Raw genomic sequence first — 26,880 nt, 5'->3', positions numbered from 1 at the left:
TTTAAAATGTTACGTTAATACCAAATGTACAAGTACGGTACAGCGGATACATACCGTAGTCTGTTCCGGAGGCTGTCACGTTATCTTCCTTGAAACTTGTTTCAGGGTTATAGCCGCTGTAATTGCTTATCGTCAGGAGATTCTGTGTGGATACATAGATACGTGCACGCTGCATGCCACATTTTTTAGAGATAACATCGGGCAATGTATAACCGATCGTCAGGTTATTGACACGCAGGAAAGAACCGCTTTCCACCCAGCGGGAGGATATGGCATTATTCTGCCCTGTCGGTTGTGAATTAGCTCTGGGAATCCATCCTGTTCCCGGATTTTCTTCTGATTGCCAGCGCCCTAGCATTTCACGTAATTGATTTTGGTTGCCTTCACCTTGTGTATAGAAACGTCTGCCCAAGTGGAGGACATCATTACCGACAACTCCCTGAAGTGAAAAACTGGCATCGAAGTTTTTTAAAATGAAAGTATGCGTCATCCCCCAGGTGAAGTCCGGCATGTTGTTTCCGATGATCGTACGGTCGTCTGCATCAATAACTTTGTCTCCGTTTACATCTTCAAACATGACATCGCCGACTTGCGTATCTGCAAAATGAGGATAATTATCCAGTTCTTCTTTTGTTTTGAAGATACCTGTCATTTTGTATCCGTAGAAAGAACCGATCGGTTCGCCTATCATGGTTATATGGGTTGTACCTGCACCGCCATCACTGAAAATCGGGTCTCCTGTGGGACCTAATGCAAGAACTTTGTTTCGGTTGACAGAAATATTTCCTGTGGCTTCCCATGTGAATTGTTCTTTTTTGAACGGTATGCCGGTTACGGTAATTTCAAGTCCTTTGTTACGCATCTTACCAATGTTTTGCATCGCATTACTAAAACCGGTAATAGTAGGTATGTCTACATTCATCAATAAATCAGTTGTTTTGCGATAATACAAATCCAGGGAGAGTGACAGGCGGCTATCTAAAACCGATACTTCAAGTCCCAGGTCAGTTTGACGAGTTTTTTCCCAGGTCAGGTCTGCATTGGAGAAACTCTTTTGTGCAGCTCCGTTAACGATATTTCCTGTACCTGTACCTAAAACATAGTTTGCATTTTCCATGATACCTATAGATGCATAGTCACCAATATTGTTATTACCCGTAATACCGTAGCTGGCACGAATTTTCATATCTGACAGCCATTTGATATTTTTAAGGAAGTCTTCTTGGGATAAACGCCAGGCGACAGAGCCTGAAGGGAAATAGCCATATCGGTTATTTTTACCGAAACGAGATGAACCGTCTGCACGGACAGATGCAGTGAGGTAATATTTATTGTTATAACGGTAGTTTACGCGTGCCAGATAAGACAATAATGTCCATGTTTTGCGTTCAGACTTACTACTTTTTACAGTCGCATTATTGATTGTCTGGATTTTATCATTAGGAAAATCGGAGCCGCTGGCTTCCGTGTAACGGTAGATATTCTTTTGGGCGGTAAACCCGGCAACGGCATCTATTTCATGTTTATTCCAGGTGTTGAAATAGGTAACTGTATTTTCATTCAGCCAGTTGACTGTTTCGGCTGATTTCTCTGTCGCTTTTCTTTCCGTAGAAGGAAGAGGGGCGACATTTCCGTTGTTCGGGATTGTGGATGGACGGAAGTATTCATTTCTATATTCGCGGATGTCTGCACCGATCGTTGATTTTATTTTCAGGTTTTTCAGAGGTGACAATTCAATATAACCGTTACTGAACAGTCGCAGGTCTGTATCGTAATTATGGATATAGGTGCAGGCCAGTGCATTGGGTACCCCTGTCAACCCGTCACTGGCAACTGCGTACATAGATTGAGATGCCCATGTTCCGTCTTCATTGTACACCGGTGTGACAGGCGCAGTAGCCAGAGCTGCATTGATTACGCCGTCGCTGGCCCAGTGTCCCTGGGTTGTCCTGTTGGCATTCATGTAGGTCGGGGCCAGATTTACACCTATCTTCAGCCACTGATTTAGTTCGCTGTCTATTTTGGCCCTGGCCGAGAAACGTTCGTAATCACTGTTGACTATCACTCCCTGCTGGTTGAAATAACCTGCGGAGAACATATATTTGGTTCGTTCATCTCCACCTGTAACTGTCAGTTGGTAGTTCTGTACCGGGGAGGTGCGGAATATTTCATCCTGCCAGTCTGTCCCTTTACCTAAAGAGGCTACATAGTTCGCATCATCATAAAAGGCCGGGTAACGATAACGGTTTCCTGAAGGCCGTGAACTAACCGGGTCATTGACGGAGGCGCCCGAAACTTTGTCCAGATAATTGTTGTTGAATGCTTCCCGGCTAAATTCTACAAATTCCTGGGCATTCATCAGGTCTAATTTCTTGGTTACATTTTGGAAACCGGCATAAATATCCAGATTTACACTGATCTTTCCTGTTTTACCAGACTTTGTTGTGACCAGTACAACACCATTTGCAGCACGTGAACCATAGATAGCGGCAGCAGAAGCGTCTTTCAGAACTTCGATCGATTCGATGTCGTTAGGATTGATCGCGTTGAGGTTTTGTTCACCGAGCGGATATCCGTCTACCACATATAAGGGAGCACTTGATGCTGTAATGGAACCGGAGCCGCGAACCCTGATCGTTGCTGCTTGCCCTGGTTGTCCTCCTACTTGCTGAACCTGGACTCCTGCCAGTTTTCCAGCCATGGCTTCTGTAGGATGCGACACTTTCAAATCTTTTAAAGCATTGCTTCCTACCTGAGACACAGCTCCGGTCAGGTCTTTCTTTTTCATGACTCCATATCCGACTACAACCACTTCACCCAGTGATTCGGAATCTTCTTTCAGAATAACATTGATTATGGCTTGATTTCCGACAGAAATTTCTTGGGATATGTATCCGATAAAGGAGACAACAATTGTTGCGTTGGCGGACACATTGTCTATTGTAAATTTACCGTCCATATCGGTGATATTACCATTAGTCGTTCCTTTTACTATTATATTCGCTCCGGCAATAGGACCCATCGCATCTTGTACTATGCCACTGATTGTCCGTTTTTCTTGCTGTGGATTTTCCGGGAACGAAGTTAGTTTTTCTTTTGAAAGGATAATTTGCCGATCTGAGATGTAATAGCGAACATTAGTCCCGGTAAAAATTTGTTCTAGTATCTTTTCTACATTTTCTTTCTGTGCTTTCACAGATACTTTACGGTTCAAATCGATAGACTTGTCCATATAAAAGAAAATGTATTCACTTTCTTTTTCGATCTTGCTGATCACTTCCTTGATTGTCTGATTATTCGACTCAATGGTGAAAAATGTGCGTTGCGAATACATTTCAGATGCAAAGCATATTTTTATCCCCATGAATAAGAAGAACAGACATTGACTAAATCTGATGCTTTTTTTCATTTTCTGTAATGATTTAAGTTAGTAAATAATGAAGAACTTTGTAATTGCAGTTTTTGAGAATGGCATGATTTAAGGATCCATAATACAATGATTTTAATGTTTGACTTTAATTTCTATGCTCTCGTGTTTCTTTTCTATTTCAATGGGCATCGCTTTTTTCAGAGAAATCAACACATCTTCCAGATTCTCTTTTAAGTCCAGTTTGCCACTGCAACTCACAGTACTGGCTTCTTCTCCGCAATAAAGTTGTACTCCGTAATATCGGGATAGCTTTTTTAGGATAACTTTCAGTGATTGTTGTTTGAATTGGTAATATCCGTCTTTCCATGCTACATGATCGTTTATGTCTACATGGCTGATTGTCCCTTTATTTATTTCTTTATCATAACGGAACATTTCGTTTGGAGATAAGATATCCTTATGTTTGTTTCCAGATTTAACTTCAACCTTTCCGCAGACCAGTACAACTTGCATATCTTTTTCATTTTCATATGCTGTAACATTAAATTGAGTACCTAATACTTTGATATCCATCTGTCTGGTTTTAACAAAAAAGGGTCTCTTTTCGTCTTTGCTGACTTCCAGATAAATTTCACCTTCTACGAATATTTCTCTTTTCTCTTTGGAAAATGTGACCGGATAGATTACTTTGGAATCAGAGTTGACCCATATTTTTGTTCCGTCAGAGAAGGTGATGGTGGAACGCTTGCCGACAGGAACGATCAGTTGGTTAAATGTTGTTTTCTGTTCCTCCCTATCGGTTTGTTCTACTTTTTGTGAGTTTACGTTGATTGTTCCTCCCGGCTTATATTCAAGTTGGCTTTCTTCTCCGTCGATAGTCAGTTTTTCGTTGTTTGCTAGTACGAGCTGTACTTTTTGTGAGGAACTGTCGGGTTCTGGTATGGCTTCTATTATTGCCAGATAATTTGTTTCCTGTTTATTGGGTTGGTAGGATATATATTTCCCCAATGAAAGTAGAATACAAATGGATGCTGCAATTCCTGCTACAGAAAGGAGTAGTTTTTTCTGCCTTTTCTTTTTATCGGTCCATTGGTTTTTCTGTTCAATCTGTTGCCATAAAATTTTGTTTTCATTATCAGGTAGTAATGTTTTATCGATATTTGCTCGGATCGCATTCAGAAAAAGACGAGCTGTTTCGATCTCGGCTGCTAACGATTTGTTTTTAGTCATAAGATTCTGCCAAAAAAATTGATTTTCTTTTGTCGGATGTGATTCTGACAGCAAAAAGAAATCATCGTTCAGCAGTTGATCGGCTGTATATTTTGTATAATCTTTATCCATTCAGTGAGTATATTTTATAAAGAGGACATGGCAGTCCTTTTTTTCTACTCACTAAAAAAGAGTTTTTTTGTATGAATTGTTTTTATCGTACTGAAATAGATAAAAGAAGAAGAAATACTTCTACCGATCCGTATGTATCCCTGATCTTTTTCAGAGAACGCTGGATGAGATTTTGAGCAGATTGGTAATTGATATCCATGATGACACAGATTTCATCGAAACTGAGTTCCTGGATATACCGGTAATAAATGATCTCTTTCTGACGCGGGGTTAACAGGGCGAGGATCTCTCGTATTCTTTTTAATTGATTTTGGTAATGTTCATTGTTTACATACTGCTCTTCAACGGTCAGTTCTAATGAAAAAGAGATCGTTTCACTATTATAACGCTCGTAGTGGGATTCCTGACAGATTGTGTTGATCAGACAATTTTTTAGTGATATGAGCAGATATAGTTTAATATTGTCTGGAATGACAAGGTGTTTTCTGTTGTTATATAATTTGGTGAAAACTTCTTGGATACAGTCTTTTATTAGCTCAGTATCCGAAGTGAAACGTTTACCATATTGGAAAAGCATTTGTATATATACTTTATATATCCAGCTGTAGGCTTCTTTGTCTCCAGCGATAAACTGACACCACTTTATTTTACTTTCATCTTCTTGCATATTGGTGATTTGTTTCGCAAATATAGAACAAATAAAGTAAAATAAAACCTTGAAGTAAGGGATTGCTGCAGTTCTTTTATAAAAATCATTCGATGCTTATGTCTGACAGAGGTAGGTCTAAACAAATTTAGAGGTAGGTGTAAATTGATTTAGACCTACCTCTGATATCAATTACACCTACCTCTTTTGGGAAAACATTTCGATAAAGCAAAAAAAAAATGTACTGTCTCTTTCGGAGATATTATTTAAATAGTTTCAAAAACTGAAAAGTTCATGATCAGGGGATCAGCTTTTGATTCGTCTACAACTAACTTGATTGCATCGAGCGTTTGTGCCTCAAACCTGTTTATATGTTTATGGCCGATGCAGGTACCAGAAGAAAGGTCAATCCATTCATTATTCTTTTTACCTTTCAGGGTATATTTCAGAACCCGTTCTCCTTTTGAGATATCTTCCTGCAAGATGACACGGTTGATGCTGACCGGCTTGTCGAAAGATATGACAAATTCCGATCCGGTGCCCGATGTTTGTTGCAGCGGACTACCATATTGGCGTGCAATCTCTTTGCCCAGCGCTTCCACCTGGCGGACGTCGGCATCCGGAATAAGTCCCCTGTCGTCGATAACTAATCCCAGCAGCATATTCGTGTTTCTTCCTACACTGGTCTCATATTTTGTTAGTAGTTCGGGGAGAGTGAACATCATGCTATCCTGTCCGGCCGTCCAGAACCAGCCTCCCTGGAATGAACGGTTCCAGCGCAGGGTGAAATCTGATTCCCCCGGACACCAGAACGGGGCGAAAGGATCGCCGTTCAAGCCATTTATAACACGCGTGCCGTCGGCATTGGTTGTCGAATCGGCAGTAGACCAACACGGATAAGGGGCGACACCTTCCTCATTGCCTACCCATCTGATCAGGTTTGGATGACCGTACGGGCCCTGGAAAGCGATGGCATTGGGTTGTAGTTTCTGTACCAGGGATAGTACGTCTGCACCGCCCTGGTCTTTGGAGAGCACGCCGCCGTCAAACCATATTTCAAATAATTCCCCGTAATTGCTCCATAACTCGGTCAATTGCTGCGTTACGATTTTGTTGTATTCTTCCTGAGTGACCGGACCGCCTTCCTGGACAACGCCGGGATTGTCTACATACAGATAACCGTTTGCTGTTGTGCTGGCGTAGATTCCCGGTTTGATGTTATACTTTTTGCAGGAAGCGATAAAATCGGCAACAATATCACCTTCGCCGTTTTTCCAGGGGGATTGTTTGATACTGTAATCATGTGCTTCCGTTGGCCACAGGCTGAAGCCGCTGCAATGCTTGGCTACCAGTACGGCATATTGGGCTCCCAGTTTGTGCGCGGTTTCCAGCCATTGGTCAGTATTCAATTCTGTCGGGTTGAAAATGGATGCGTCCGGATGCGTTCCCCATTTCCTGAAATTGTAGTCCGGTTGGTAAACAGGCATATCAAAATGGATCAATACGCCAACTTCGGCATCGGCCCAGGCCAGTTGCCGTGCGTTTGGGGTGACAACGTTCGTCGGTTCGTTGGATGAACAGGAAACAAGAACTGACAAGGCTGCCAGTAATCCTACAAATGTTTTTTTCATGATTGAGTCAGATTATATTTCAGATGCAAGTATAGTGAAAAATAATATGCCAATATGCTAATGTGTCAATATGCCAATAAAATACCGTGGATCTAAAATTCTTAAAACTGGTACATTAGCATATTGCCTTATTGGCATATTGGCACATTAGCTCATTGGCACATTATTAGTTTGTCCAACCCGGATTCTGCGGTAACAGATTAGGATTGTAAGTAAACTCGTCTGTCGGGATCGGATACAGGTATAAACGATCGTACCATGTGCGGGTCATACCCGGATAAACAACACGATATTCACCTGTTGCCGGATCGCGCGGACCTAAATAAGTTTTTATGTTTTCCAGTAACTTCCCTGCTTTCCATCTGCACAAATCGTTCCAACGGAGGCCTTCGCAAGCCAGTTCTACACGACGTTCGCGACGAATTTCGTTTAATAGCGGAGAGATGGGAACTTCCCAGTTCGGCCAGTTCGGATCGGTAAATCCTACATCTGTTGTCAGATGTTTCATGCCTACACGGTCACGCAGTTTATTGATCGTTTTGTCCAGAACCGCCTGGTCGCATTCACCCAATTCGGCTTTTGCTTCAGCATAATTCAGAAGAACTTCACCGTATCGGTAGATCAGGTCATCCAGCGTACATTTAATAAATTCGTTATCTTCCGCTAACGGAGAATACATTTTGTATAAGCGGTAGCCTGTATTTGAGAGATTACTGAATACCGGAGAATTTTCATATTCTTCAGAACCATCTGCCAATATAGCGATAGGACGTTCTGGTGTATATATGCATTGTTTCAAACGCGGGTCACGATTTTCAAACTCATCAGTGAATTTTACGTCACCTTTATACCGGTCGCTTAGAGCAATAGGTTTACCATCATCGCATAAGAATGATTCTACAAAGTCCTTGGTCATACCAGTTTTTGCTTCACGGACTGTACGAGGTCTGTTATTCATGCGTTTATCTGTCACATAGGCAGCAAAAAAGATTGCTTCCTTATTGTTTGAATAATCTTGTTGGTTGAACAGTGCATGATAGTCATCTTCAATATTACCGGTAGAGTAAACAGTAAAATTACCACTATTGATAATTTTTTCGGCAGCATCTACACTAATACGTAGATACTTATCTGCATTTTCAAGATTTCTGTATTTTCTCCAGGTTCCTTCAAACAGACATACCCTGGATTTCAGAGTCAATGCAGCATATTTACTTAGACGTGAGTCTTGCATTGTTTCCGGCAACCATTCGCTGGCTTTGTCCAGGCAAGCACAGATAGAGTCGATAACAGCTCCGCGATCATTACGTGGATTGTATAGTTCTTCGGAAGAAGTAGTCAGGTCTGTTGTCAACCAGGGTACATCACCGAATCGAAGAACTTTTTCGTAATAGAACTTGGCTTTAAAGAAGTAAATCTCCCCTACATACTGGTTGATCTTTTCAGCATTCCCCTCAACGGTATGATAACGGCTCAAAAAATAATTACAACTTCTGATATTAGCCCAATCGCCTTTAGCCCAACCCCCTCCGGCTGTAGGGATGGTGTAATCACTCCAAACAAAGTCATCCTTAGATTGAGGTGCCTGATTGTCTGAGGCATTGTCACTGTTATATATACCGGTATTATCCAGTGTTGTATAGAACTGGTTGGCAAAGTTTTTCAAGTCGCTTTCTGTCTTCCAATAAGTCTCGTCGTTGATTTTATCTTCCGGATACAAGTCCATAAAGTCGTTATTACATGCGGAAAATCCGAGTAATAAAGACAAGCTCGCTATATAATATACTTTTTTCATTCTGTTTTTAATTTTAATTATTCTACAATGTTTCATCTTAGAATGTCAGGTTAGCACCAAAAGAGAATGACCGGATAAATGGATAAGCATTTACTGTAGCCAATTCAGGATCGAAAGTGTCAGGCATTCCGGAGAATTCAAACAAGTTGTCTGCATTGAAGTAAACTCTCAGCTTGGAGATTTTAGCCTTTTCCGTGATATATTTAGGAATAGTATAACCAAGAGCGAGCTGTTTACAACGGATATAAGCACCATTCAACATGAAACGGGTCTGGTTTTCATTTACAGCAGAACCGTTCATACGGGCACGTGGAAAGAACGCATCGCGGTTATCTTCTCTCCAATAGTCATAATTCATCTTTTGGGGAACAGACCACTCAGATGTATAATGAGACAGATAGAATGTCTTTGACGGTATAATATCACGTTTCATAGTACCCTGGAAGAATAACGTGAAATCGAAGCCTTTATACTCGGCTGTACCACGGATACCGAAGTTATAACGCGGTGTTTCATTACCGATGATCTTTAGGTCACCAGAGTTGTTGACCGTGTTTTCACCTCTTGTAACTTCTCCGTCACCATTCAGGTCGGCAAATTTGATATCACCGGCATATTGCGTATAACCGACTATTTTTGACTGGTTCCATGAAGAGGCTTCTTCGTCGGACTGGAATAAACCATCTGTTACGAATCCCCAGATTTCACCCAACTTCTTGCCTTCATAATAATTGTCTGACAAGTTCTTTGTCGGATTATCATATTTGGTGATTTCAGCCTGATAGTCTGATAAAGATAGTGTTGCACTATAGGCGAAACCATTCTGTAAGGCCGATTTCCAGGTTAAAGCTACTTCCCATCCACTGGTTCTCAAATCGGCAGCATTCATCTGAGGTTCAGAAACACCTAAAATGGAAGGTAATGTTTTTGATTTTGTCAACATGTCTTCTGTTGTTCGAACGTAATAGTCGAATTCTCCGGTCAGTTTGCTGTCAAACATTGAGAAGTTAAAACCTAAGTCCCATTGTTTAACTGTTTCCCAGGTTAGCTGGTCGCTTACCAATCCCGGAGCATATACTCCCATCTGTTTTTCACCGCTAAACAGGTAACCTACTTCACCTGTGGTATAGGTAGAAATATAGGGATAATACATGTCATTACCACCTTGCAGTAGTACCTGGTTTCCTAAAGCCCCGTAAGAACCTCTGATCTTGAAGTCATTTACGATATGGGCGATCGGTTTCCAGAATTTTTCCTGTGAAAGTCTCCAACCCAATGAGAATGTCGGGAAGAATGCAAAACGGTCATCTTTCGGGAAACGTGAAGAACCGTCGTAACGGCCATTTACCTGTACCAGATATTTGTCGTCGTAAGCGTAGAACAGACGGAAGAAAGCACCACGGATGGCCCACTGGTTCATATAATCACTGGTCGAACGGTCGCCGGTTGCCAAGTTCAGAAATGGAATATCGTTGGCGATCAGATTGTTTCTACTCAGACCCACACCTTTATAAGTCGCATTTTCCTGGTTGAAACCGATCATGCCTTCCAAAGCATGTACTTTGTTGATTTTCTTCTTATAGGTAGCATATGCATTGAATACGTCGTACTGCGATTCTCTTTTGTTATAAGAGACCTGATTCGGAGAAGTATGCGGGAAGATTGAACCCTGATTTCCGTCGGCATCATAGTCGATGTATTCACGTACATGGTTCTTGAAAGAATAGTTATAGTAGTTATATGTATAATCGAAGTTGATTTCCAATCCTTCGAACGGGTTCAGTTTAGCGAATGCCGTTGCATACATATTATTGTTTCTCATTTCGGCAGAACCTCCTTGTGATAACCAGGCAGCCTGGTTCGTAAAGTAACCGTCACCACAGTAACCGGCAAAATGTCCGTCCGGATGGTAAACCGGCATCAAGGGACGGCTGTCGCCCGGAATCGTAGCTCCCAAAGAGTTGCTACCATATTTATTTTGTGGACCGGTATTCATTTTTACCATTGACAGAGTTGCTCTCAAGCCAACCTGCAACCAGTTGTTCACCTTGTAGTTTACGTGTTGCAATACATTGAAACGTTTGTAATCTTCGTCTGTCCATTTAGAGATACCGTCCTGCTGGAACATACCGGCCGATGTCATATATTTGGCTGTTTCGCTACCGCCTTGTACACTGATGTTGTACTGTTGCATCGGATAACTTTTCTTATTCAAGGCTTCATACCAGTCGGTATTGCCGCAATAACGGTATTTGCTGGCTGCATCGTCCGGATGATGGAATACCGGAAGATTATTGACCGGATCGTTGTAATAATTTCTGACATGCTCCATGGTGATGTCATCGAAATAGTTACTACCGTTGCTTGTTGTGTTGGCATCATTCATCCATTGTGTATATTCCATGGAGTTCATATAATTGGCATGAACGGTCGGAACGTTGATGGAATAGTTTGCGCTCAGTGAAACGACCGGTTTTTGTGATACGAAACCTGTCTTAGTGGTGATCAGGATTACACCGAAAGCGGCACGTGCGCCATAGATAGACGCGGAAGCCGCATCTTTCAGTACGGTTACATCCTTCACATCCTGCGGGTTAATCAGGTTCGGGTCCATTTCGATACCGTCCACCAGTACCAGCGGACCTCCGCCGGATAAGTTTGTCGTACCACGAATATTGAAGGAAGAACCTGTTCCCGGCGCACCGCTGGAAGAAGTGATATTCAAGTTGGCGATTGCGCCCTGCAAACCGGCTCCCAGGTTGGTCAACGGGCGGTCTTCGATCACTTCCGAACCGACAGTTGCCACAGAACCTGTCAAGTCTGCTTTTTTCATGGTACCGTATCCTACGACAACGACTTCTTCCAATGTCTCGGAGTCTTCCTGTAAGATGATTTCCATTCTTCTTCCGGCGTTAGCTTTCACTTCTTCTCTGACATAGCCGATGAAAGTGATTACCAGTGTAGAGCCTGATTTTGCGTTAATAGAGAAATTCCCTTCTACGTCCGTTGTAGTTCCGTTGGTTGTCCCTTTTTCGACAATGTTGGCACCGATAACGGGGTCTCCATTGGTGTCGATTACTTTACCTCTGATTGTACTACTTTGTTGCGGAGCGGCAGCCATAGTCTGTTTGCCAAGTACGATATGGTTTCCTTCTACAGAATATGTGATACCCGAATCAGCCAACAATTCTTCCAGTACTTTGGAGACAGGCTGGTTTTTAGCCTTTAGCGACACCTTCTTGTTTACGTTTACCTGGTTGTTGTAGATAAACAGGTAATCAGTCTGGTGTTCTATCTCGTTCAGTACTGTTTCCAGTTGAACATTTTTCTTGTTAATACTGACCCTCGCATTTTGTGAATGTGTATTTTCTGCAAAAGTGCAGAACACACATACTAAGAGCAGGAATGTCGTGATTCTCATAATTCTGAAAATTTTTAAGGGTCGCGGTGCCCGATAATTACACCTCGACAAAGTGTTTTCTTTCATACTTTGTTGTGATTTGAAATTAATAAATTAATAATTTAGTTTGTGTTAATTGGATGCCTGCCGGCTATTGCCCCCCAGCTTTCACCGGCATTACGGTTAACAAATTTTTTATCCCATAAGCATTTTAATTTAGGTGAAACATATTGTTAAAATCATTTGATATAAATAATGTGATTGTCGTCATCCCGTTCATAGGCAAACTTTATATCTTTTTGTAAAACCCTCAATGCATAATCAACACCGTCGGTTTGTCTGAACTTTCCTGTATACAAGTATTTTTGTACTTGTTTGTTTGTGATATAGATGTTTATCCCATAGTATTTCTCAAAATCTTTCATGATCGATGCAAATGTCTCGTTTTTGAAACAGATCAGGCCTTCCCGCCAGCGGTAAGGCGTATAATCGTCTACCGGTTTCACCCGCAGTTTGCCATCATGCAGATAGGCTTTATTGTGTGGTGTGAGCATCAGGCTTTCGTTTGCATCGGTCAGGGAAGAAATTCTCACACTTCCTTCCATCAGGGTTGTTTCAAATATTTCTGTTTCCGAATAAGAGTCGACATCGAATTTAGTTCCCAATACCTCTACGTTATAATTATTTGTTTGCACGATGAACGGTTTGCTTTTATCTTTTGTCACATCGAAATAGGCTTCGCCGTCCAGTTTGACCAGACGTTCCTTTTCGTTAAAGGTGATTGGGTATTGAATGGTAGTCCGTGCGTTCAGCCAGACATTTGTTCCGTCAGCTAATGTAATATTGATGCGTTGTCCTGCCGGGACAGTGATTGTTTGCAATGCTATCGGAGTCTGTTCCGTTTGCATTTGCCGGTAGATAAAACTCCCGCCAAGCGTAAGGGCGATGACTGCGGCTATTTTGATTAACTCAGTTCTAAGAGAACTAAGGTTTATCTATTTCTCTAGAAAGAGTTTTAATATTTCTTTGGAAGGATTCAAAAACAGGCCCGGCAGGATAAAAAAAGAAATAAAATGTAAAGTATCATTTTATTTCAGCTCTATTGGGCGGATCGGATTTCTACCGCAGAATGTTTCTTTCGCTAAAATTCCCCACTGTTTTTGTTAATGTGGGGAATTTTCCCCATTACAAAGGGGAATAATCCCCACAGCAATGGGGAAAAATACCCACTGCAATGGGGTGAGAGTTAGACTTCACAAACAAATTTGATAAAATCAGAGCTGTCTCTCTCTCTTTATTGACACCACTGGAGACAATATCATATAAAGGAAAAATTGAGTTTGTAATATTTTTTTTATATTTTTACTAGGGATATGCAAGTCTGAACTGCTATTAGTATAGAAGGGTAATCCTAAACGATATAAAATGAACAAAGATATATTATATAAATTTTTTGAAGGCAACGCATCATTTGAGGAGGAAGCGGCTGTAAAACAGTGGATGGAAGAGTCTGCTGAGAACCGCCTGGCCTTTTTGAAAGAACGGAAATTGTTTGATGCCATGTTGCTTTTGGGGAATGAAGAAATAATTAAGAACGGTAAGAAAAGATTTTCTATAAACCTTAGTTCTCTTAGAACTGAGTTAATCAAAATAGCCGCAGTTGTCGCAATCACTTTGGGAGGAAGTTATTTTTATTATCAGTCTTCGTTGGAAAAAGAATTGATGGCGATGCAGACAATCACTGTCCCGGCAGGCCAACGTATCAATATCACATTGGTCGATGGCACAAATGTCTGGCTAAATGCCAGGACTTCACTGTCATATCCGGTGAAATTCGGTAAAAATAATCGCCAGGTGGTCTTGGATGGCGAAGCCTATTTCGATGTGACAAAAGATAAAAGCAAACCGTTCATCGTGCAAACGGATAATTATAACGTAGAGGTATTGGGTACCCAATTTGATGTAAATGCCTATTCAGAAACAGGCGAGTTTGAAACAACGTTAATGTCGGGTAGCGTAAAGGTAGCTTCAGCAAGCGACTCCACGCAAAAAATAACTCTGAAACCGAACAATAAGGTTTTTCTGCAAGACGGTAAATTGCATGTAACCGCTGTGGACGACTATAATCCTTACCGCTGGAAGGAAGGCTTGATTTGCTTTAAGAATGAAACATTTACATCCATTATGAAAGATTTTGAAAAATACTATGGATTAACAATTCAGGTAAAAAACAAGAATGTCTTTAAATACGTTTACACGGGTAAATTCCGACAGACAGACGGTATCGATTATGCGCTGAGGGTATTGCAGAAGGATATAAAGTTTACTTATCAGCGGGATGACGAGAACCAGATAATTTATATAGAATAAGATTGTAATTAATGATATTATTAACTTTAAAAGAATGCTTATGAATAATATACATGATCACTAGCTGAAAAATGCCGGCAAACGCTGGGGGGCAATTACCGGCATTCAATCAACACAATTCAATTAAAAACTGTATTAACTTCAAATCATCAACAAAGGTATGAAAAAAAACTCTTTGTCGGGTAGGTATTATCCTAAAAGCCCGAAACTTAAACAAATCTTTAGAATTATGCGAATCACCACGTTCCTACTCTTAGTATGTGTGTTCTGCTCTTTCGCAGAAAATACACATTCACAAAATGCCCGGGTGAGTATTAGTAAACGTAATGCCCAGCTGGACGAAGTATTAGGCGAAATCGAAAAACAGACCGATTATCTGTTTATCTATAATAATCAGGTAGATGTGAACCGCAAGGTCTCTGTCAAAGTTAAAAATGAGCCGGTATCGGCAGTCCTTAGAAATATCCTGAAGGATTCGGAAATCGATTTTGATATGGAAGGTACGCATATCGTACTAACCAAAGTAACAGGAAAAACGGATGCTGAAATCCAGCAACAGGTAAGAAAAATCGATGGAACGATACTCGATTCAAACGGCGAACCGGTTATCGGGGCGAATGTGATAATTAAAGGTACGACTAACGGTACCGTGACAGATATCAATGGAGAATTTTCCATCGAGGCCCAATCCGGCTCAGTTTTGGAAGTTTCTTATATCGGTTATCTGACGAAAGAAATTACAATTACCAATCAGAATACGCTTCGTGTTATATTGGTGGAAGATACCAAGACTCTGGATGAAGTGGTCGTAATCGGATATGGTACACAGAAGAAAGCCGACCTTACCGGTTCCGTGGCAAATATCAGTACCGAGAAGCTGAGTACGCAGAGTAATGTGAATATCGGGCAGGCCCTTCAGGGTAAAATTGCCGGGGTCGATATCGTATCCCAGGGGGGGGCTCCGGGACAGAGTAGCCGTATCATGGTTCGTGGTATCGGAACCTTGAACAATGCCAGTCCGCTGTATATTGTGGATGGAATGTATATGAGCAGCATGGACCATCTGAATCCGAACGATATTGAAAGTATAGATGTACTGAAAGATGCCTCTTCTGCTGCCATCTACGGTTCACGTGCTGCCAATGGCGTTATTATTGTTACCACAAAATCCGGTTCCAATACGGAAGGAAAACCGATTATCGATGCTTCGGTGAATGTCGGTGTGCAAACTCCGTCCAAATATCTGGATATGCTGGGAGCGGAAGATTGGGCGCGCCTGACAACTGTTTCCCGTCAGGCTATCGGTGCCAGTCCGCTTGAAATGGCAACCGATATGAAAGAAAGTAATGACTGGCAGGATGAAATGATGGGACCTGCCTTGATGCAGAATTATAACCTGACGGTCAGAGGCGGCACAAAGTATTTTACTTATTATACAGGTCTTGGTTATGTCAATCAGGACGGAACAATAAAAGGTACGAATTATCAACGCTATAATGCCCAGTTTAAATCGGAATATAAGCGTGGTTGGTTTACTTTTGGAAACAATGTCGTGTTCAGTTCACAACAGAATAATCCTTTGTACGGTTTTGCACGCGGTGGTTATCTGGGTATTATCCTTCAGTCTATACCGACTCTTCAAAAATATGATCCGACCAACGAAAAGGGAGGCTATGGTAAAGTGTATGGTGATGCAACCGATATTCCTAATCCGTTGGGTATCCTGGATGAAAACCTGACGCGCAGGACATGGAATGCATATAATGCTTATATCAACCTGTATGCAGAGGTTAAATTGCCTTTAGGATTTAAATACCGTCTGAATGCAACTCCTGATCTCTCCTTTGAACGGAATACATCTTATGAAAATATCTATGATTTCGGTTTGCGTAATAACGCTGTATCCAATATGACCGAATATCGTTATCAAAAGAATAATTTCCTGATTGAAAATCTGTTGACGTTTGATCAGACATTCGGCAAACATAAGATCAGTGCTTTGTTGGGATATTCTTATCAGAATTATCATACCCGTTATATACTGGCTTCCGGTAAGGGGTTGCCTGAAGGAATAACTGAAGTAGGTGCTGCTACACAGGACCGTATGAATGATACATGGTCGAAAGAGAGCGCGTTGACCTCAATCATTTCCCGTGTATTCTATTCATATGATAATCGTTATTTGATTACAGCGACTTATCGCCGGGACGGTTCTTCCAAATTTGCCAAAGAGAATCGATACGGACATTTCCCCTCCGTTTCGGTCGGTTGGAATATCGCGGAAGAACATTTTATGGAACAGTCGAAGAGCTGGATGGACCAGTTGAAGTTGAGAGCGGGATATGGTATCCTGGGTAATCAGGAAATTGACGACTATATGTACACCAGTGTTATTACATCCAATATTAATTATCCGGATGGTAACGGCGGTTTGATCAGTGGTGCATTCCCGAAAGATTTTGCGAATCCGGCAATTAAATGGGAAGAAACGGAAATGACCAATATCGGTGTAGATATGGCTTTTATGAACTCACGGTTGATGATCACGGGTGACTGGTATCGTAAGAATACTAAAGATATATTGTTGACAGTGCCTATTCCTATTTCGACAGGTGGTGCAAACGACCCCGTCCGTAATGCCGGTAAAATTAAAAATACAGGTGTGGAATGGACTGTGGGTTGGAATGATGCCCCTTCAAAAGATTTTTCTTATGGAATTACCTGGACCGGTAATGCGATGAAAAATGAAGTTGTAGAAATGGGAGATGCCAACCAGGTGATTGAAGGTGGTAAAAACCGTACCAATGTAGCTACGACCCGTACGTTGGCCGGCTATCCGATCGGTGGTTTCTGGTTGATCCCAACAGAAGGTCTGTTCCAGAACCAGGCGGAGATAGATGCATATGTAAAGGATGGTAATTTGATTCAGCCGAATGCAAAACCCGGAGATATCCGTTTCAAGGATTCTAATGGTGACGGAAAAATTACGGATGACGATCGTGTCTATTGCGGCAGTCCGTTCCCGACACTGACTATGGGATTAAATCTGAATGCAAGCTACAAGGGATTTGACCTTTTATTGGGCATGCAGGGTGTTTTTGGCAATAAAGTGTATAATGGAACCCGTTTAGAGTTGGAAGGTGTAAATAAAGGAACGAACTTCCTGGCTTCTACGCTCGATTACTGGACTCCGGACAATCCCGGTGCATCGCATCCTCGTTTAGTTTGGGATGATCCGAACCAGAACACCCGGCCTCAGAGTGATCGTTTCCTTGAAAACGGTTCATTCTTCCGTCTGCGTAATGTCCAGTTAGGATATACATTCCCGAATCGTTGGTTCCAGGATAAAATACAAAAACTGCGTGTATATGTGAATGCGGAAAATTTGTTTACAATCACAGGATATAGTGGTTACACTCCTGATATCAATAATGCAGACAATGCAACGTCCCGTGGTTTCGATAACTTTGTTTATCCGACAAACAGAGTATTCATGTTGGGACTTAATCTTACATTCTAAAAAATCATGTCATTATGAAAACATTAAAATTAATCATATTCGTTTTTATTTCCATTGCACTTAATGGTTGTGAAGGCAAACTGGATCTGACTAATCCGAATAAGCCGACCGGAGAAACTTTCTGGAAGACGGAAGCCGACTTCAGACAGGCTATGGCCTCTTGTTATACACCGCTAAAAAACTGGAATGGCGGATATTATGGAACCCGTGGACTGATGACTCGCATTTCACGTGCGGATGATATTGAGTTCCGTAATGATATTCAGGAAATATATTCAATGCATCGTTTCACGAATGATCCGAACAATGCAGTGGCAAATAATATCTTTTATCAGTTCTACAATGCTATTTACAGGGCTAATTCTATTTTGCAAGAAATAGACGGTAAAGATTTTACAGAAGAGTTCATCGACCAGATTCGTGGTGAAGCTCTTTTTATCCGCGGCATGTATTATTTTCAGTTGGCAAAGGAGTTTGGTGATGTTCCTCTGCGGTTAACAGCTTCTCAGGACCCGGCTACTTTCCAGTTGGCTAAATCGAGCCAGGCAGAAGTGTACGGGCAAGCCGAAAAAGACTTTATCGAGTCAGCTTCTCTGCTGCCTTTGGCAAATGATAAAGGGAAGCCGACACGGGGAACTTCGTATGCTTATTTAGGTAAATTGTATGTGTATATGGAAAAATGGCAGGATGCTAAAAATACCCTGGAACCATTGACTAAAGCTCCGTATACGTATAAACTGGTAGATGATTTTACCTGGAATTTCGATGAGGAGCATGAAAACAATGCAGAAAGTATTTTTGAGATCCTCTATGAGCCGGTAGGCGGATCGGACCAGTGGGATAATGGTGAAACAGCCAATTCTGCCCAGTCGACCACCATTGCTGTTGAATATGCGGCAGGTGCTGTTGGCGGATGGTTTGAGGCAAAACCGACCCAGAAGATGATGGATATTTTCAGGAAAGAAAGAGCGGCAAACGGAGAGTATGATTATCGTACATTGACATCTGTTGCCTGGGATTATCCCGGCTGTATGTATTATATGAAGCCTATTCAGGAAGTATTATCCGGTGAAGACCTGGCTTCTTACTGGATTCTTAAATATCAGAATTCCAAAACCCGTGAACAGGAAGTGGAAACAATTCCTTCCTATATCAACGAACGTGCCATGCGTTTTGCCGATGTGATCTTGTTATTGGCTGAGTGTGAACTGAATCTGAATAATACGGCACAGGCAATCGGTTACATAGACCAGATACGTACACGTGGAGGTAACTTGCTTTCTTATTCCGGCAAGACAGATGCTGCATCGGTTAAGGAAGAACTGATCCATCAGCGTGCTATCGAGTTCTTTAAAGAGGGGGAACGTTTCTATGACCTTCGCCGTTGGGGGTTGCTTGAACAGGAGTTGAAAGCGCAGGACCCAATCCGTTTTGCCAGCTTCCAGAAACGTCATTATTATTTGCCCATACCGGCTAAAGAGATACAAACCAACTTGTTGTGTACTCAGAATGGTGACTGGTAATTGAATGGAATAAGTTGACAGGATAAGGCCGTTACCGTCTGGCAACGGCCTTATTTGTCTCTGATAACAACGTAAAAACATATTTGTATGAAATCGAATAAAATAATAGTTGCTATATTTTTAAGTATCAGTTTTAGTATACAGGGACAGGCGCAATCGACGGTAGGTGTCACTCATTCCGGCCAATCTACCGGGCAAACACCTTTTCCCGTAGATACATATGCAGAATTGCCTAATCCGGCAACAACGGATCCGGCATTATGGAAAAATGTAAAAGGGACAAGCGTAAGTTGGGGTTCTACCGATATACGGTATAAAAAAGAAGAACCGGCCCCTGTCAGTCGGATAAGTAAAGAGATCGAACTGACGGCATGGAAGGGAGAACGTGTTGCTTCCCAGTGGGTTGTATGGGGTGATCAACCTTTACATAGTCTATTCTTTTCTGTAACGGAACTGGTTCATAAAAATAAGAAAAGCAAGATTGGTCAGGATCGGTTGCTGTCAGGTTTTGTTTGTTATGTAATGACAGACGAACTGAATAAGGATGGAACGGGGGGATGTGGCTCCCGTCCGGATGCTGCTGCATTTGATTCGTCATTGGTTGCCGATCCGATAGATCACCTGACAAAAGTTCTTTCTTTACCGGAGCGTACTACTCAGGGAGGATGGGTGCGCGTATGGGTTCCTCAAGATAGTCCGGCTGGTATTTATGAGGGCAAAGTGATTTTGAAAGACGGGGATAAAACACTCGGGGAACTTATTTTAAAAATCAATGTGAAAGATCGCATCTTACCTATGCCGTCCGAGTGGACTTATCATCTTGACTTATGGCAAAATCCGTTCGCAATAGCACGTTATCATCAGGTTGAACCCTGGAGTAAGGCTCATTTTGATTGTATGCGTCCCTATATGGAGATGTATCGCCAGGCAGGAGGAAAGGTCATAACTGCCTCCATCATGCATAAACCCTGGAATGGGCAAACGTACGATTATTTTGAAACGATGATTACCTGGATGAAGAAGGCAGACGGCAGCTGGTCTTTTGATTACACTGTTTTCGACCGGTGGATAGAGTTTATGATGAGTGTCGGTGTAACGCAGGAAATAAACTGTTATTCGATGGTTCCCTGGAGGTTATCTTTTCAGTATTTCGACCAGGCAACCAATAGTCTGAAGTTTATAGAGATGAAACCCGGTGATCTGGAGTATGAAGATATATGGGAAACTATGCTGAGATCGTTTGCTGCTCATTTGAAAGAAAAAGGCTGGTTCGATATTACCCATATTTCTATGGATGAACGTCCTATGGCGGTTATGCAGGAAACATTGAAAGTGATACATAAGGCCGATCCGGACTTCAAGGTTTCTTTAGCCGGTGCTTTACATGAAGAATTGTCTGACGAACTGGATGATTACTGTGTGGCATTGCGGATGAAATATTCAGAAGAGATGAAGGCTAAACGTAGGGCTGAGGGTAAAGTCACTACCTTTTATACCAGTTGTGAAGAACCTCGTCCGAATACATTTACCTTTAATCCGCCTGCCGAATGTGAATGGTTCAGTTGGTATGCGGCGAAAGAAAATCTGGATGGTTATTCCCGCTGGGCATTGAACAGCTGGGTAATCGAACCGTTGCTTGACAGCCGCTTCTATACCTGGCCGGGAGGAGATACTTATTTTATCTATCCGGGTGCAAGAACCTCCATGCGTTTTGAGCGTCTGATTGTCGGTATTCAGGCATTTGAGAAAATCAGGATTTTGAGAGAGGAATTCAATTTGTCAGGAAATCGACAGGCAAAAGCTAAAATAGATAAGGCTTTGAGCCTGTTTGATGAAAATACATTGGAAAGTGTTCCCGCTTCGGCGGTTATATCAGAAGCGAATAAGATCATAAATGGTTATTGACTTGCCGGACATAATAATGAGAACTGTAAAGGGGAAGACAACGATTTTCCCCTTTACTTATTCTATAGTATAGAAACAAAATTTGAGCCCTTAACATTATAAACAAAAAAAAATCCCTATGTTTGTAAAGAACTTTATTTAGAGAGACGGGATATTTATTACTGCCTTAGGTATGAGATCTGTGATTATGGGAATGAATGTAGAGATTGAAGAAAAATATTTGAAAGAACTTGCAGGAGGCAGTCGTAAAGCCTTTGAAGTACTTTATATGACGTACGCTCCCCGTGTCGAGTATTTTTTGCGTGGCTTGCTTAAAAACGATCTTGAAGCGGAGGATATAACACAAGACATATTTTATAAGATATGGAGTAATCGTGAAACGATTGCCCAGATCGATTCGTTTAAGTCTTACCTGTTCCGTATGGCGAAAAATGCCGTATACAATCATTATTCCCATTTGCTGGTTAAAGAAAACTATATCGAGATCGAGAAGAACAAACAAGATTATGAGGATTTGATCGAGGAGAAAATACATGCTGAAGACCTGGAACTGCTCATCGTTATGTCAATAGAGAAAATGCCGCCTCAAAGAAAGAAAATATTTAAGATGAGCCGGTTCGAACATTTATCCAATGATGAAATCGCACAACAGTTGAATATTAGCAAACGTACTGTGGAATCTCACATCTCGCAGGCAATGAGTGATTTAAGGAAGCTTTTGGTTTTGTATGTGATCACTTTCATGTAAAAAAATATTTTTTTTTCAATAAGACTCCGTGTGCATAGCTACTTGGCTGTCTTATATATGTAACACCACTAAGAATGAGAACAAATTATATATATTCCATTATTACGAAATTTTTTGGCAACGATATGCCAAAGGAAGTTCAACTCCGTTTCCAGCACTGGTTTCTTCAAACTGAAGACAGCCTGGAAAAAGAGAAGGCTCTTCATAAAATATGGGATGGGATAGAGGTAAAAGCAGATGAGAAAACACGCAGAAAATATGCGAAACTGAATGCCCGTATCGATCTGGCGGAAGGGAATAGGAAATATTTTGCAGTGAAGCGGATGGCGGTTGTCGCTGCCATGTTCCTGCTGATGTTGGGATCGGCTTGGATGGCGTGGAATATGAAAGATATGCAGGATGAAGAATCTTTCTATATCGTAGAAGCGCCGCTGGGTGAAAAAAGTAAACTAACCTTGCCCGATGGAACAGTTGTTTGGTTGAATGCCGGTTCGCAATTGCGATATTCCAGTCATTTTAATAAAAACAACCGGGATGTCACTCTGGAAGGAGAAGGTTATTTTGAGGTCACCAGGCAACAGGAAAAAGAATTTATCGTTTATTCTGCCGGATGCGGGGTGCATGTCAAGGGGACGGTATTCAATGTAAAAGCATATCCGGAAGATCCGACCATGGAAGTCCGTCTTTATGAAGGTTCGGTTTGTTTATCCACACCTTCTGTCAGAGAAGAAGACGGAATTTATATGGAACCTGGTGAAAAGGTCCATTATAATAAAAAGAATAAGACCACCAGGAAAGAAAAATTGCTCTATCAGGATGATTTGTCCTGGAAAGACGGATATTACCATTTTGCAGATAATTCACTGAAAGAGATTGCTGCCGAACTGGAACGTATATTTAATGTCCGCATCAAAATAGAAGATGACGATATTGAAAAATATAGATACCATATATCCTTTGTAAATCATGAAGTGTTGCCTGATATGCTGGATGCGATCAACAATGATAAAAAGTTGATTATAACGTATAATAAGGATACGATTGAGATAAGAAAGAGAAGATAATAACTCAATTTATTTGATAGAGATATAGGTAGTAAGCTGGAGCGTACGGTCAGCTGACGGATATTTCTATGCATGAATGTAAACTTTGTATAAACAATTAAATTAATTAACATGAGAACAAGACAGTCCTTTTATGAAAAACCGCTTCTTCTGTTTTTCCTGTTGATGATCTTTGTTTCTTCTACAGTGACGGCACAGGGTGCTGAAAAGATTTCCATGAAGTTAACAAATCTCACGATAGAACAGGCATTGGAGCAGATCACTAAACAGAATGGCTATTCGTATGTGATAAAAAGTTCAGATCTGAATATGCAGAAAAAAACGTCTGTAGATGTCACGGATGAACCGATCAGGGAGGTCCTTTACAAGGTGTTTGAAGGGCAGCCGGTTTCGATAGAGATTGTAGGGAAGAGTATCCGTATTTCAAAGGAAAACCGGAATGCTCCGACAGGAACTTCGCAGAAGAAGGTGGTGAAAGGAACCGTTACCGATGAGACGAACCAGCCGGTAGCCGGAGTGAATGTCGTTGAACAGGGAACGACAAACGGAACGATTACGGATATGAACGGGAATTATTCCCTGGAGGTAAGCGGTCCGAATGCGATACTACAATATTCTTTTATCGGTTCCAGGACGATTACGCAAAAAGTAGGTAATCAAACTTCCATTAATGTTGTTTTGCAGGAAGATTCGCAGGCTTTGAGTGAAGTGGTTGTGGTTGGTTTCGGTACGCAGAAGAAAGTGAATCTTACAGGATCGGTTTCTACGGTTGCTTCAAAAGCCTTGGAATCGAGACCTGTTGCGAATGTCAGTCAGGCGCTTCAGGGATTGGTTCCGGGATTGAATTTCTCGTATGCCGGTTCCGGAAACGGAGGAGAACTGAATAATGATATGAAACTGAATATTCGTGGTGGTGGTACGATCGGCGATGGTTCGAAATCGTCTCCACTGGTATTGATCGATGGGATGGAAGGTGATATGAATGCGCTGAATCCCCAGGATATCGAGAGTGTTTCCGTTTTGAAAGATGCTGCGGCTTCTTCAATCTACGGGTCAAGAGCGCCTTTTGGAGTGATATTGATCACCACCAAGAAAGGGAGTGCCGGAAAAATATCGGTAAACTATAACAACAGCTTCCGCTGGTCTTCGGCAATCAATACGCCCGACATTGCAGATTCGTATACTTATGCCCAATATTTTAACCGAGCCGCAGAAAATATGGGAGAAACCGGACGTTTTACGCCGGAATGGCTTGAACGCATTAAAGCATATCAGGAAGGAACGTATCTTCCGACAACCGTACCGGATCCTAATAACCCGACCCGTTGGGATTGGCAGGGAAATTCCAATAACGACTGGTACGATATCTATTTTAATAATGCCGCGTTTTCACAGGAACATGCCGTCAGTGCCAATGGGGGAAGTGAGAAATATCAATTCTATGTATCTGCCAATTATCTGGACCAGAGCGGTCTGCTCAAATTTAATACGGATAAGATGCAACGTTATACCGTTACCGGTAAAATCAATGCCAAGCCGACAGATTGGTTAAGTTTCAATTACAGTTCGAAATTTATCCGGAATGATTATAAGAAACCCTCTGCGGTGGATGATAATGTTTTCTATCACAATATCGCAAAACGCTGGCCTATGGAACCGTTCCTCGATCCTAACGGACATGGAATGAGCATGGCTGAAAGTTTGTTGCAGGGTGGAGATTATAAGACTCAGAAAGACAACCTGTACCAGCAGTTCCAGCTTATCCTGGAGCCAATTAAGGACTGGAAGATTTTTGGAGAACTGAATTACAGGACTACAACGGAGTTTCTACATAAAGATGTGAATCAGGTAACCAAATATGACGTGAACAACAACCCGTGGACAAATCCGGCTGAACAGTCTTCCGTATTGGAACAGGCAACCAAGAATAACTTTTTCAACCCGAACGTTTATACGGAGTATTTCAAGGAACTTAATGGCGGTCACGCTTTTAAAGTAATGGTCGGTTTCCAGGCGGAACTGAATAAATACCGGGAACTGGGAGCTTCCAGAACGGATATGATCACTTCCAATTTACCGACCCTGAATACTTCCACCGGAACGGACAAGATCACGAAAGGCGGATATTCACATTGGGCTACAGCCGGTTTCTTCGGTCGTATCAATTACAATTATAAAGAACGTTATTTGCTGGAAGTAAATGCCCGTTACGACGGAACGTCCCGCTTCTCCCGCGATAACAGATGGAATGTTTTCCCTTCTGTGTCTGCCGGTTGGAATATTGCACGCGAAGCATTCTGGGAACCTTATACGGATGTTGTGAACAATCTAAAGTTTAGAGGCTCATGGGGTGAATTGGGAAATCAGAATACAACCAATTTGTATCCTTATTACCAGTTACTCAAGTTCGCAGCGAACGATGCAAACAGTCATTGGTTGCTGAATGGAATGAAACCCAATACCGCTAATGCTCCTGATCTGATCTCCACATTATTATCGTGGGAAACAATGCGTTCATGGAATATCGGTATCGATGTCGGCGCTTTGCAGAACCGCCTTACGTTCAGTTTTGACTATTTCAACCGTAAAACACTGGATATGGTAGGACCGGCACCTGAATTGCCTGTTATCCTGGGTGCCACCGTCCCTAAAACGAATAATGCCGATATGGAATCGAAAGGTTTTGAATTGGATATCGCATGGAGGGACCGGATCGGTAAAGTCGATTACGGTGCACATATCTTGCTGTCGGACGACCGTCAGCGGGTAACCCGGTATTCAAATCCGACAGGAACATTAAACACCTGGTATGAAGGACAGTATTCCGGAGAAATATGGGGATATGTAACTCATGGTATTGCAAAGACGGATGAAGAAATGCAGGACTGGCTTGCCAACCATAAGCAATCATTCGGAAATAGCTGGGCAGCCGGTGATATTATGTATGAGGACTTGAATGGCGACGGTGAAGTGAATGAGGGCAGTAATACGATTACCGATTCGGGTGATAAGAAAATCATCGGTAATTCCAGTCCGCGTTATAAATTCGGTATCGACCTGGATGCTTCCTGGAATGGATTTGATATCCGTATGTTTTTCCAGGGCGTAGCAAAACGGGATTACTGGTTAGGCGATAATATGTTTTGGGGGGCCAGTGGCGGATTGTGGCAGAGTACTTGCTTCACGGACCATCTGGATTTCTTCCGTTCTGAAGGTGACGACTGGGGAGCGAACCTGAATGCTTATTTTCCTCGTCCGATATTGGATGGCGGAAAGAATCAGAAGAAACAGACCCGTTACCTTCAGAATGCGGCTTATCTGCGTTTGAAGAACCTGCAGATAGGTTATACCTTGCCTGCCAGCCTGACGAATAAGGCGGGGCTGTCAAAGTTAAGAGTCTTCCTTTCGGTGGAGAACCTGTTTACGATCAGTGGCTTGCCGGATAGCTTTGATCCTGAAACATTAGGCTCGGGATACGGAAACTGGAATGGTGCGGTAACGGAGTCTGCCAAATCATATCCTTTGTCAAGAACGGTTTCGACCGGATTAAGTGTAACATTCTAAAAT

General features: G+C 41.9%; 14 protein-coding genes. 7 read left to right on the top strand and 7 right to left on the bottom strand.

The window, feature by feature from the left end; translation table 11 throughout:
* Position 1: 1 nt before the first annotated feature.
* From HMPREF1535_RS04930 to HMPREF1535_RS04900, 7 genes are all read right to left on the bottom strand, one after another.
* On the bottom strand, positions 2–3,409 hold the full coding sequence (locus HMPREF1535_RS04930) for a TonB-dependent receptor (protein WP_087880767.1): 3,408 nt from the start codon (positions 3,407–3,409) through the stop codon (positions 2–4).
* 93 nt (positions 3,410–3,502) lie between these two features.
* Positions 3,503–4,711 carry a FecR family protein gene (locus tag HMPREF1535_RS04925; RefSeq protein ID WP_046145455.1) on the bottom strand — a complete coding sequence of 403 codons (1,209 nt, stop codon included), beginning with the start codon at positions 4,709–4,711 and terminating at the stop codon, positions 3,503–3,505.
* Positions 4,712–4,793: 82 nt separating this feature from the next.
* Positions 4,794–5,378: an RNA polymerase sigma factor gene (locus HMPREF1535_RS04920; protein WP_046145454.1), complete on the bottom strand. Its 585-nt coding sequence runs from the start codon at positions 5,376–5,378 to the stop codon at positions 4,794–4,796.
* Positions 5,379–5,623: 245 nt separating this feature from the next.
* Positions 5,624–6,988, bottom strand: coding sequence for an alpha-L-fucosidase (locus HMPREF1535_RS04915; RefSeq protein WP_046145453.1), 1,365 nt, complete (start codon positions 6,986–6,988; stop codon positions 5,624–5,626).
* A gap of 166 nt (positions 6,989–7,154) precedes the next feature.
* Positions 7,155–8,783 (bottom strand): RagB/SusD family nutrient uptake outer membrane protein, encoded by a 1,629-nt coding sequence (locus HMPREF1535_RS04910; protein WP_046145452.1) that lies wholly within the window; start codon positions 8,781–8,783, stop codon positions 7,155–7,157.
* A gap of 37 nt (positions 8,784–8,820) precedes the next feature.
* A complete protein-coding gene (locus HMPREF1535_RS04905) occupies positions 8,821–12,204 on the bottom strand; it encodes a TonB-dependent receptor (protein ID WP_046145451.1) in 3,384 nt (1,127 codons plus the stop codon).
* 218 nt (positions 12,205–12,422) lie between these two features.
* Positions 12,423–13,091, bottom strand: coding sequence for a FecR family protein (locus HMPREF1535_RS04900; protein WP_007655237.1), 669 nt, complete (start codon positions 13,089–13,091; stop codon positions 12,423–12,425).
* A 517-nt stretch (positions 13,092–13,608) separates the two neighbouring features.
* On the opposite strand from HMPREF1535_RS04900, the gene HMPREF1535_RS04895 reads away from it, so the two are divergent.
* The 7 genes from HMPREF1535_RS04895 (at position 13,609) to HMPREF1535_RS04865 (ending at position 26,877) form a co-directional block, all read left to right on the top strand.
* Positions 13,609–14,553, top strand: coding sequence for a FecR family protein (locus HMPREF1535_RS04895; protein WP_010801833.1), 945 nt, complete (start codon positions 13,609–13,611; stop codon positions 14,551–14,553).
* A 160-nt stretch (positions 14,554–14,713) separates the two neighbouring features.
* Positions 14,714–18,073, top strand: coding sequence for a TonB-dependent receptor (locus tag HMPREF1535_RS04890; protein ID WP_007655235.1), 3,360 nt, complete (start codon positions 14,714–14,716; stop codon positions 18,071–18,073).
* Positions 18,074–18,087: 14 nt separating this feature from the next.
* Positions 18,088–19,596, top strand: coding sequence for a RagB/SusD family nutrient uptake outer membrane protein (locus tag HMPREF1535_RS04885; RefSeq protein ID WP_007655233.1), 1,509 nt, complete (start codon positions 18,088–18,090; stop codon positions 19,594–19,596).
* An 87-nt stretch (positions 19,597–19,683) separates the two neighbouring features.
* On the top strand, positions 19,684–21,501 hold the full coding sequence (locus HMPREF1535_RS04880; protein WP_052716652.1) for a DUF4091 domain-containing protein: 1,818 nt from the start codon (positions 19,684–19,686) through the stop codon (positions 21,499–21,501).
* Positions 21,502–21,673: 172 nt separating this feature from the next.
* On the top strand, positions 21,674–22,249 hold the full coding sequence (locus tag HMPREF1535_RS04875) for an RNA polymerase sigma-70 factor (RefSeq protein ID WP_007655229.1): 576 nt from the start codon (positions 21,674–21,676) through the stop codon (positions 22,247–22,249).
* Positions 22,250–22,323: 74 nt separating this feature from the next.
* Positions 22,324–23,313, top strand: a complete 990-nt coding sequence (locus tag HMPREF1535_RS04870) for a FecR family protein (protein WP_007655227.1) — start codon at positions 22,324–22,326, stop codon at positions 23,311–23,313.
* 111 nt (positions 23,314–23,424) lie between these two features.
* Positions 23,425–26,877, top strand: coding sequence for a TonB-dependent receptor (locus tag HMPREF1535_RS04865; protein ID WP_010801842.1), 3,453 nt, complete (start codon positions 23,425–23,427; stop codon positions 26,875–26,877).
* Positions 26,878–26,880 lie beyond the last annotated feature (3 nt).

Origin of the sequence: Parabacteroides goldsteinii DSM 19448 = WAL 12034, from assembly GCF_000969835.1 — a bacterium.
GTDB lineage: Bacteria > Bacteroidota > Bacteroidia > Bacteroidales > Tannerellaceae > Parabacteroides > Parabacteroides goldsteinii.
The sequence above is the reverse complement of the archived record's forward strand: the minus strand, read 5'-3'. Positions and strand labels throughout refer to the sequence as shown.

Coding starts and splice junctions, on each gene's coding strand:
- HMPREF1535_RS04905 (WP_046145451.1), bottom strand. CDS start 12,204: ATGAGAATCACGACATTCCTGCTCTTAGTATGTGTGTTCTGCACTTTT.
- HMPREF1535_RS04930 (WP_087880767.1), bottom strand. CDS start 3,409: ATGAAAAAAAGCATCAGATTTAGTCAATGTCTGTTCTTCTTATTCATG.
- HMPREF1535_RS04900 (WP_007655237.1), bottom strand. CDS start 13,091: ATGCAAACGGAACAGACTCCGATAGCATTGCAAACAATCACTGTCCCG.
- HMPREF1535_RS04925 (WP_046145455.1), bottom strand. CDS start 4,711: ATGGATAAAGATTATACAAAATATACAGCCGATCAACTGCTGAACGAT.
- HMPREF1535_RS04920 (WP_046145454.1), bottom strand. CDS start 5,378: ATGCAAGAAGATGAAAGTAAAATAAAGTGGTGTCAGTTTATCGCTGGA.
- HMPREF1535_RS04865 (WP_010801842.1), top strand. CDS start 23,425: ATGAGAACAAGACAGTCCTTTTATGAAAAACCGCTTCTTCTGTTTTTC.
- HMPREF1535_RS04875 (WP_007655229.1), top strand. CDS start 21,674: ATGAGATCTGTGATTATGGGAATGAATGTAGAGATTGAAGAAAAATAT.
- HMPREF1535_RS04880 (WP_052716652.1), top strand. CDS start 19,684: ATGAAATCGAATAAAATAATAGTTGCTATATTTTTAAGTATCAGTTTT.
- HMPREF1535_RS04915 (WP_046145453.1), bottom strand. CDS start 6,988: ATGAAAAAAACATTTGTAGGATTACTGGCAGCCTTGTCAGTTCTTGTT.
- HMPREF1535_RS04890 (WP_007655235.1), top strand. CDS start 14,714: ATGAAAAAAAACTCTTTGTCGGGTAGGTATTATCCTAAAAGCCCGAAA.
- HMPREF1535_RS04895 (WP_010801833.1), top strand. CDS start 13,609: ATGAACAAAGATATATTATATAAATTTTTTGAAGGCAACGCATCATTT.
- HMPREF1535_RS04910 (WP_046145452.1), bottom strand. CDS start 8,783: ATGAAAAAAGTATATTATATAGCGAGCTTGTCTTTATTACTCGGATTT.
- HMPREF1535_RS04870 (WP_007655227.1), top strand. CDS start 22,324: ATGAGAACAAATTATATATATTCCATTATTACGAAATTTTTTGGCAAC.
- HMPREF1535_RS04885 (WP_007655233.1), top strand. CDS start 18,088: ATGAAAACATTAAAATTAATCATATTCGTTTTTATTTCCATTGCACTT.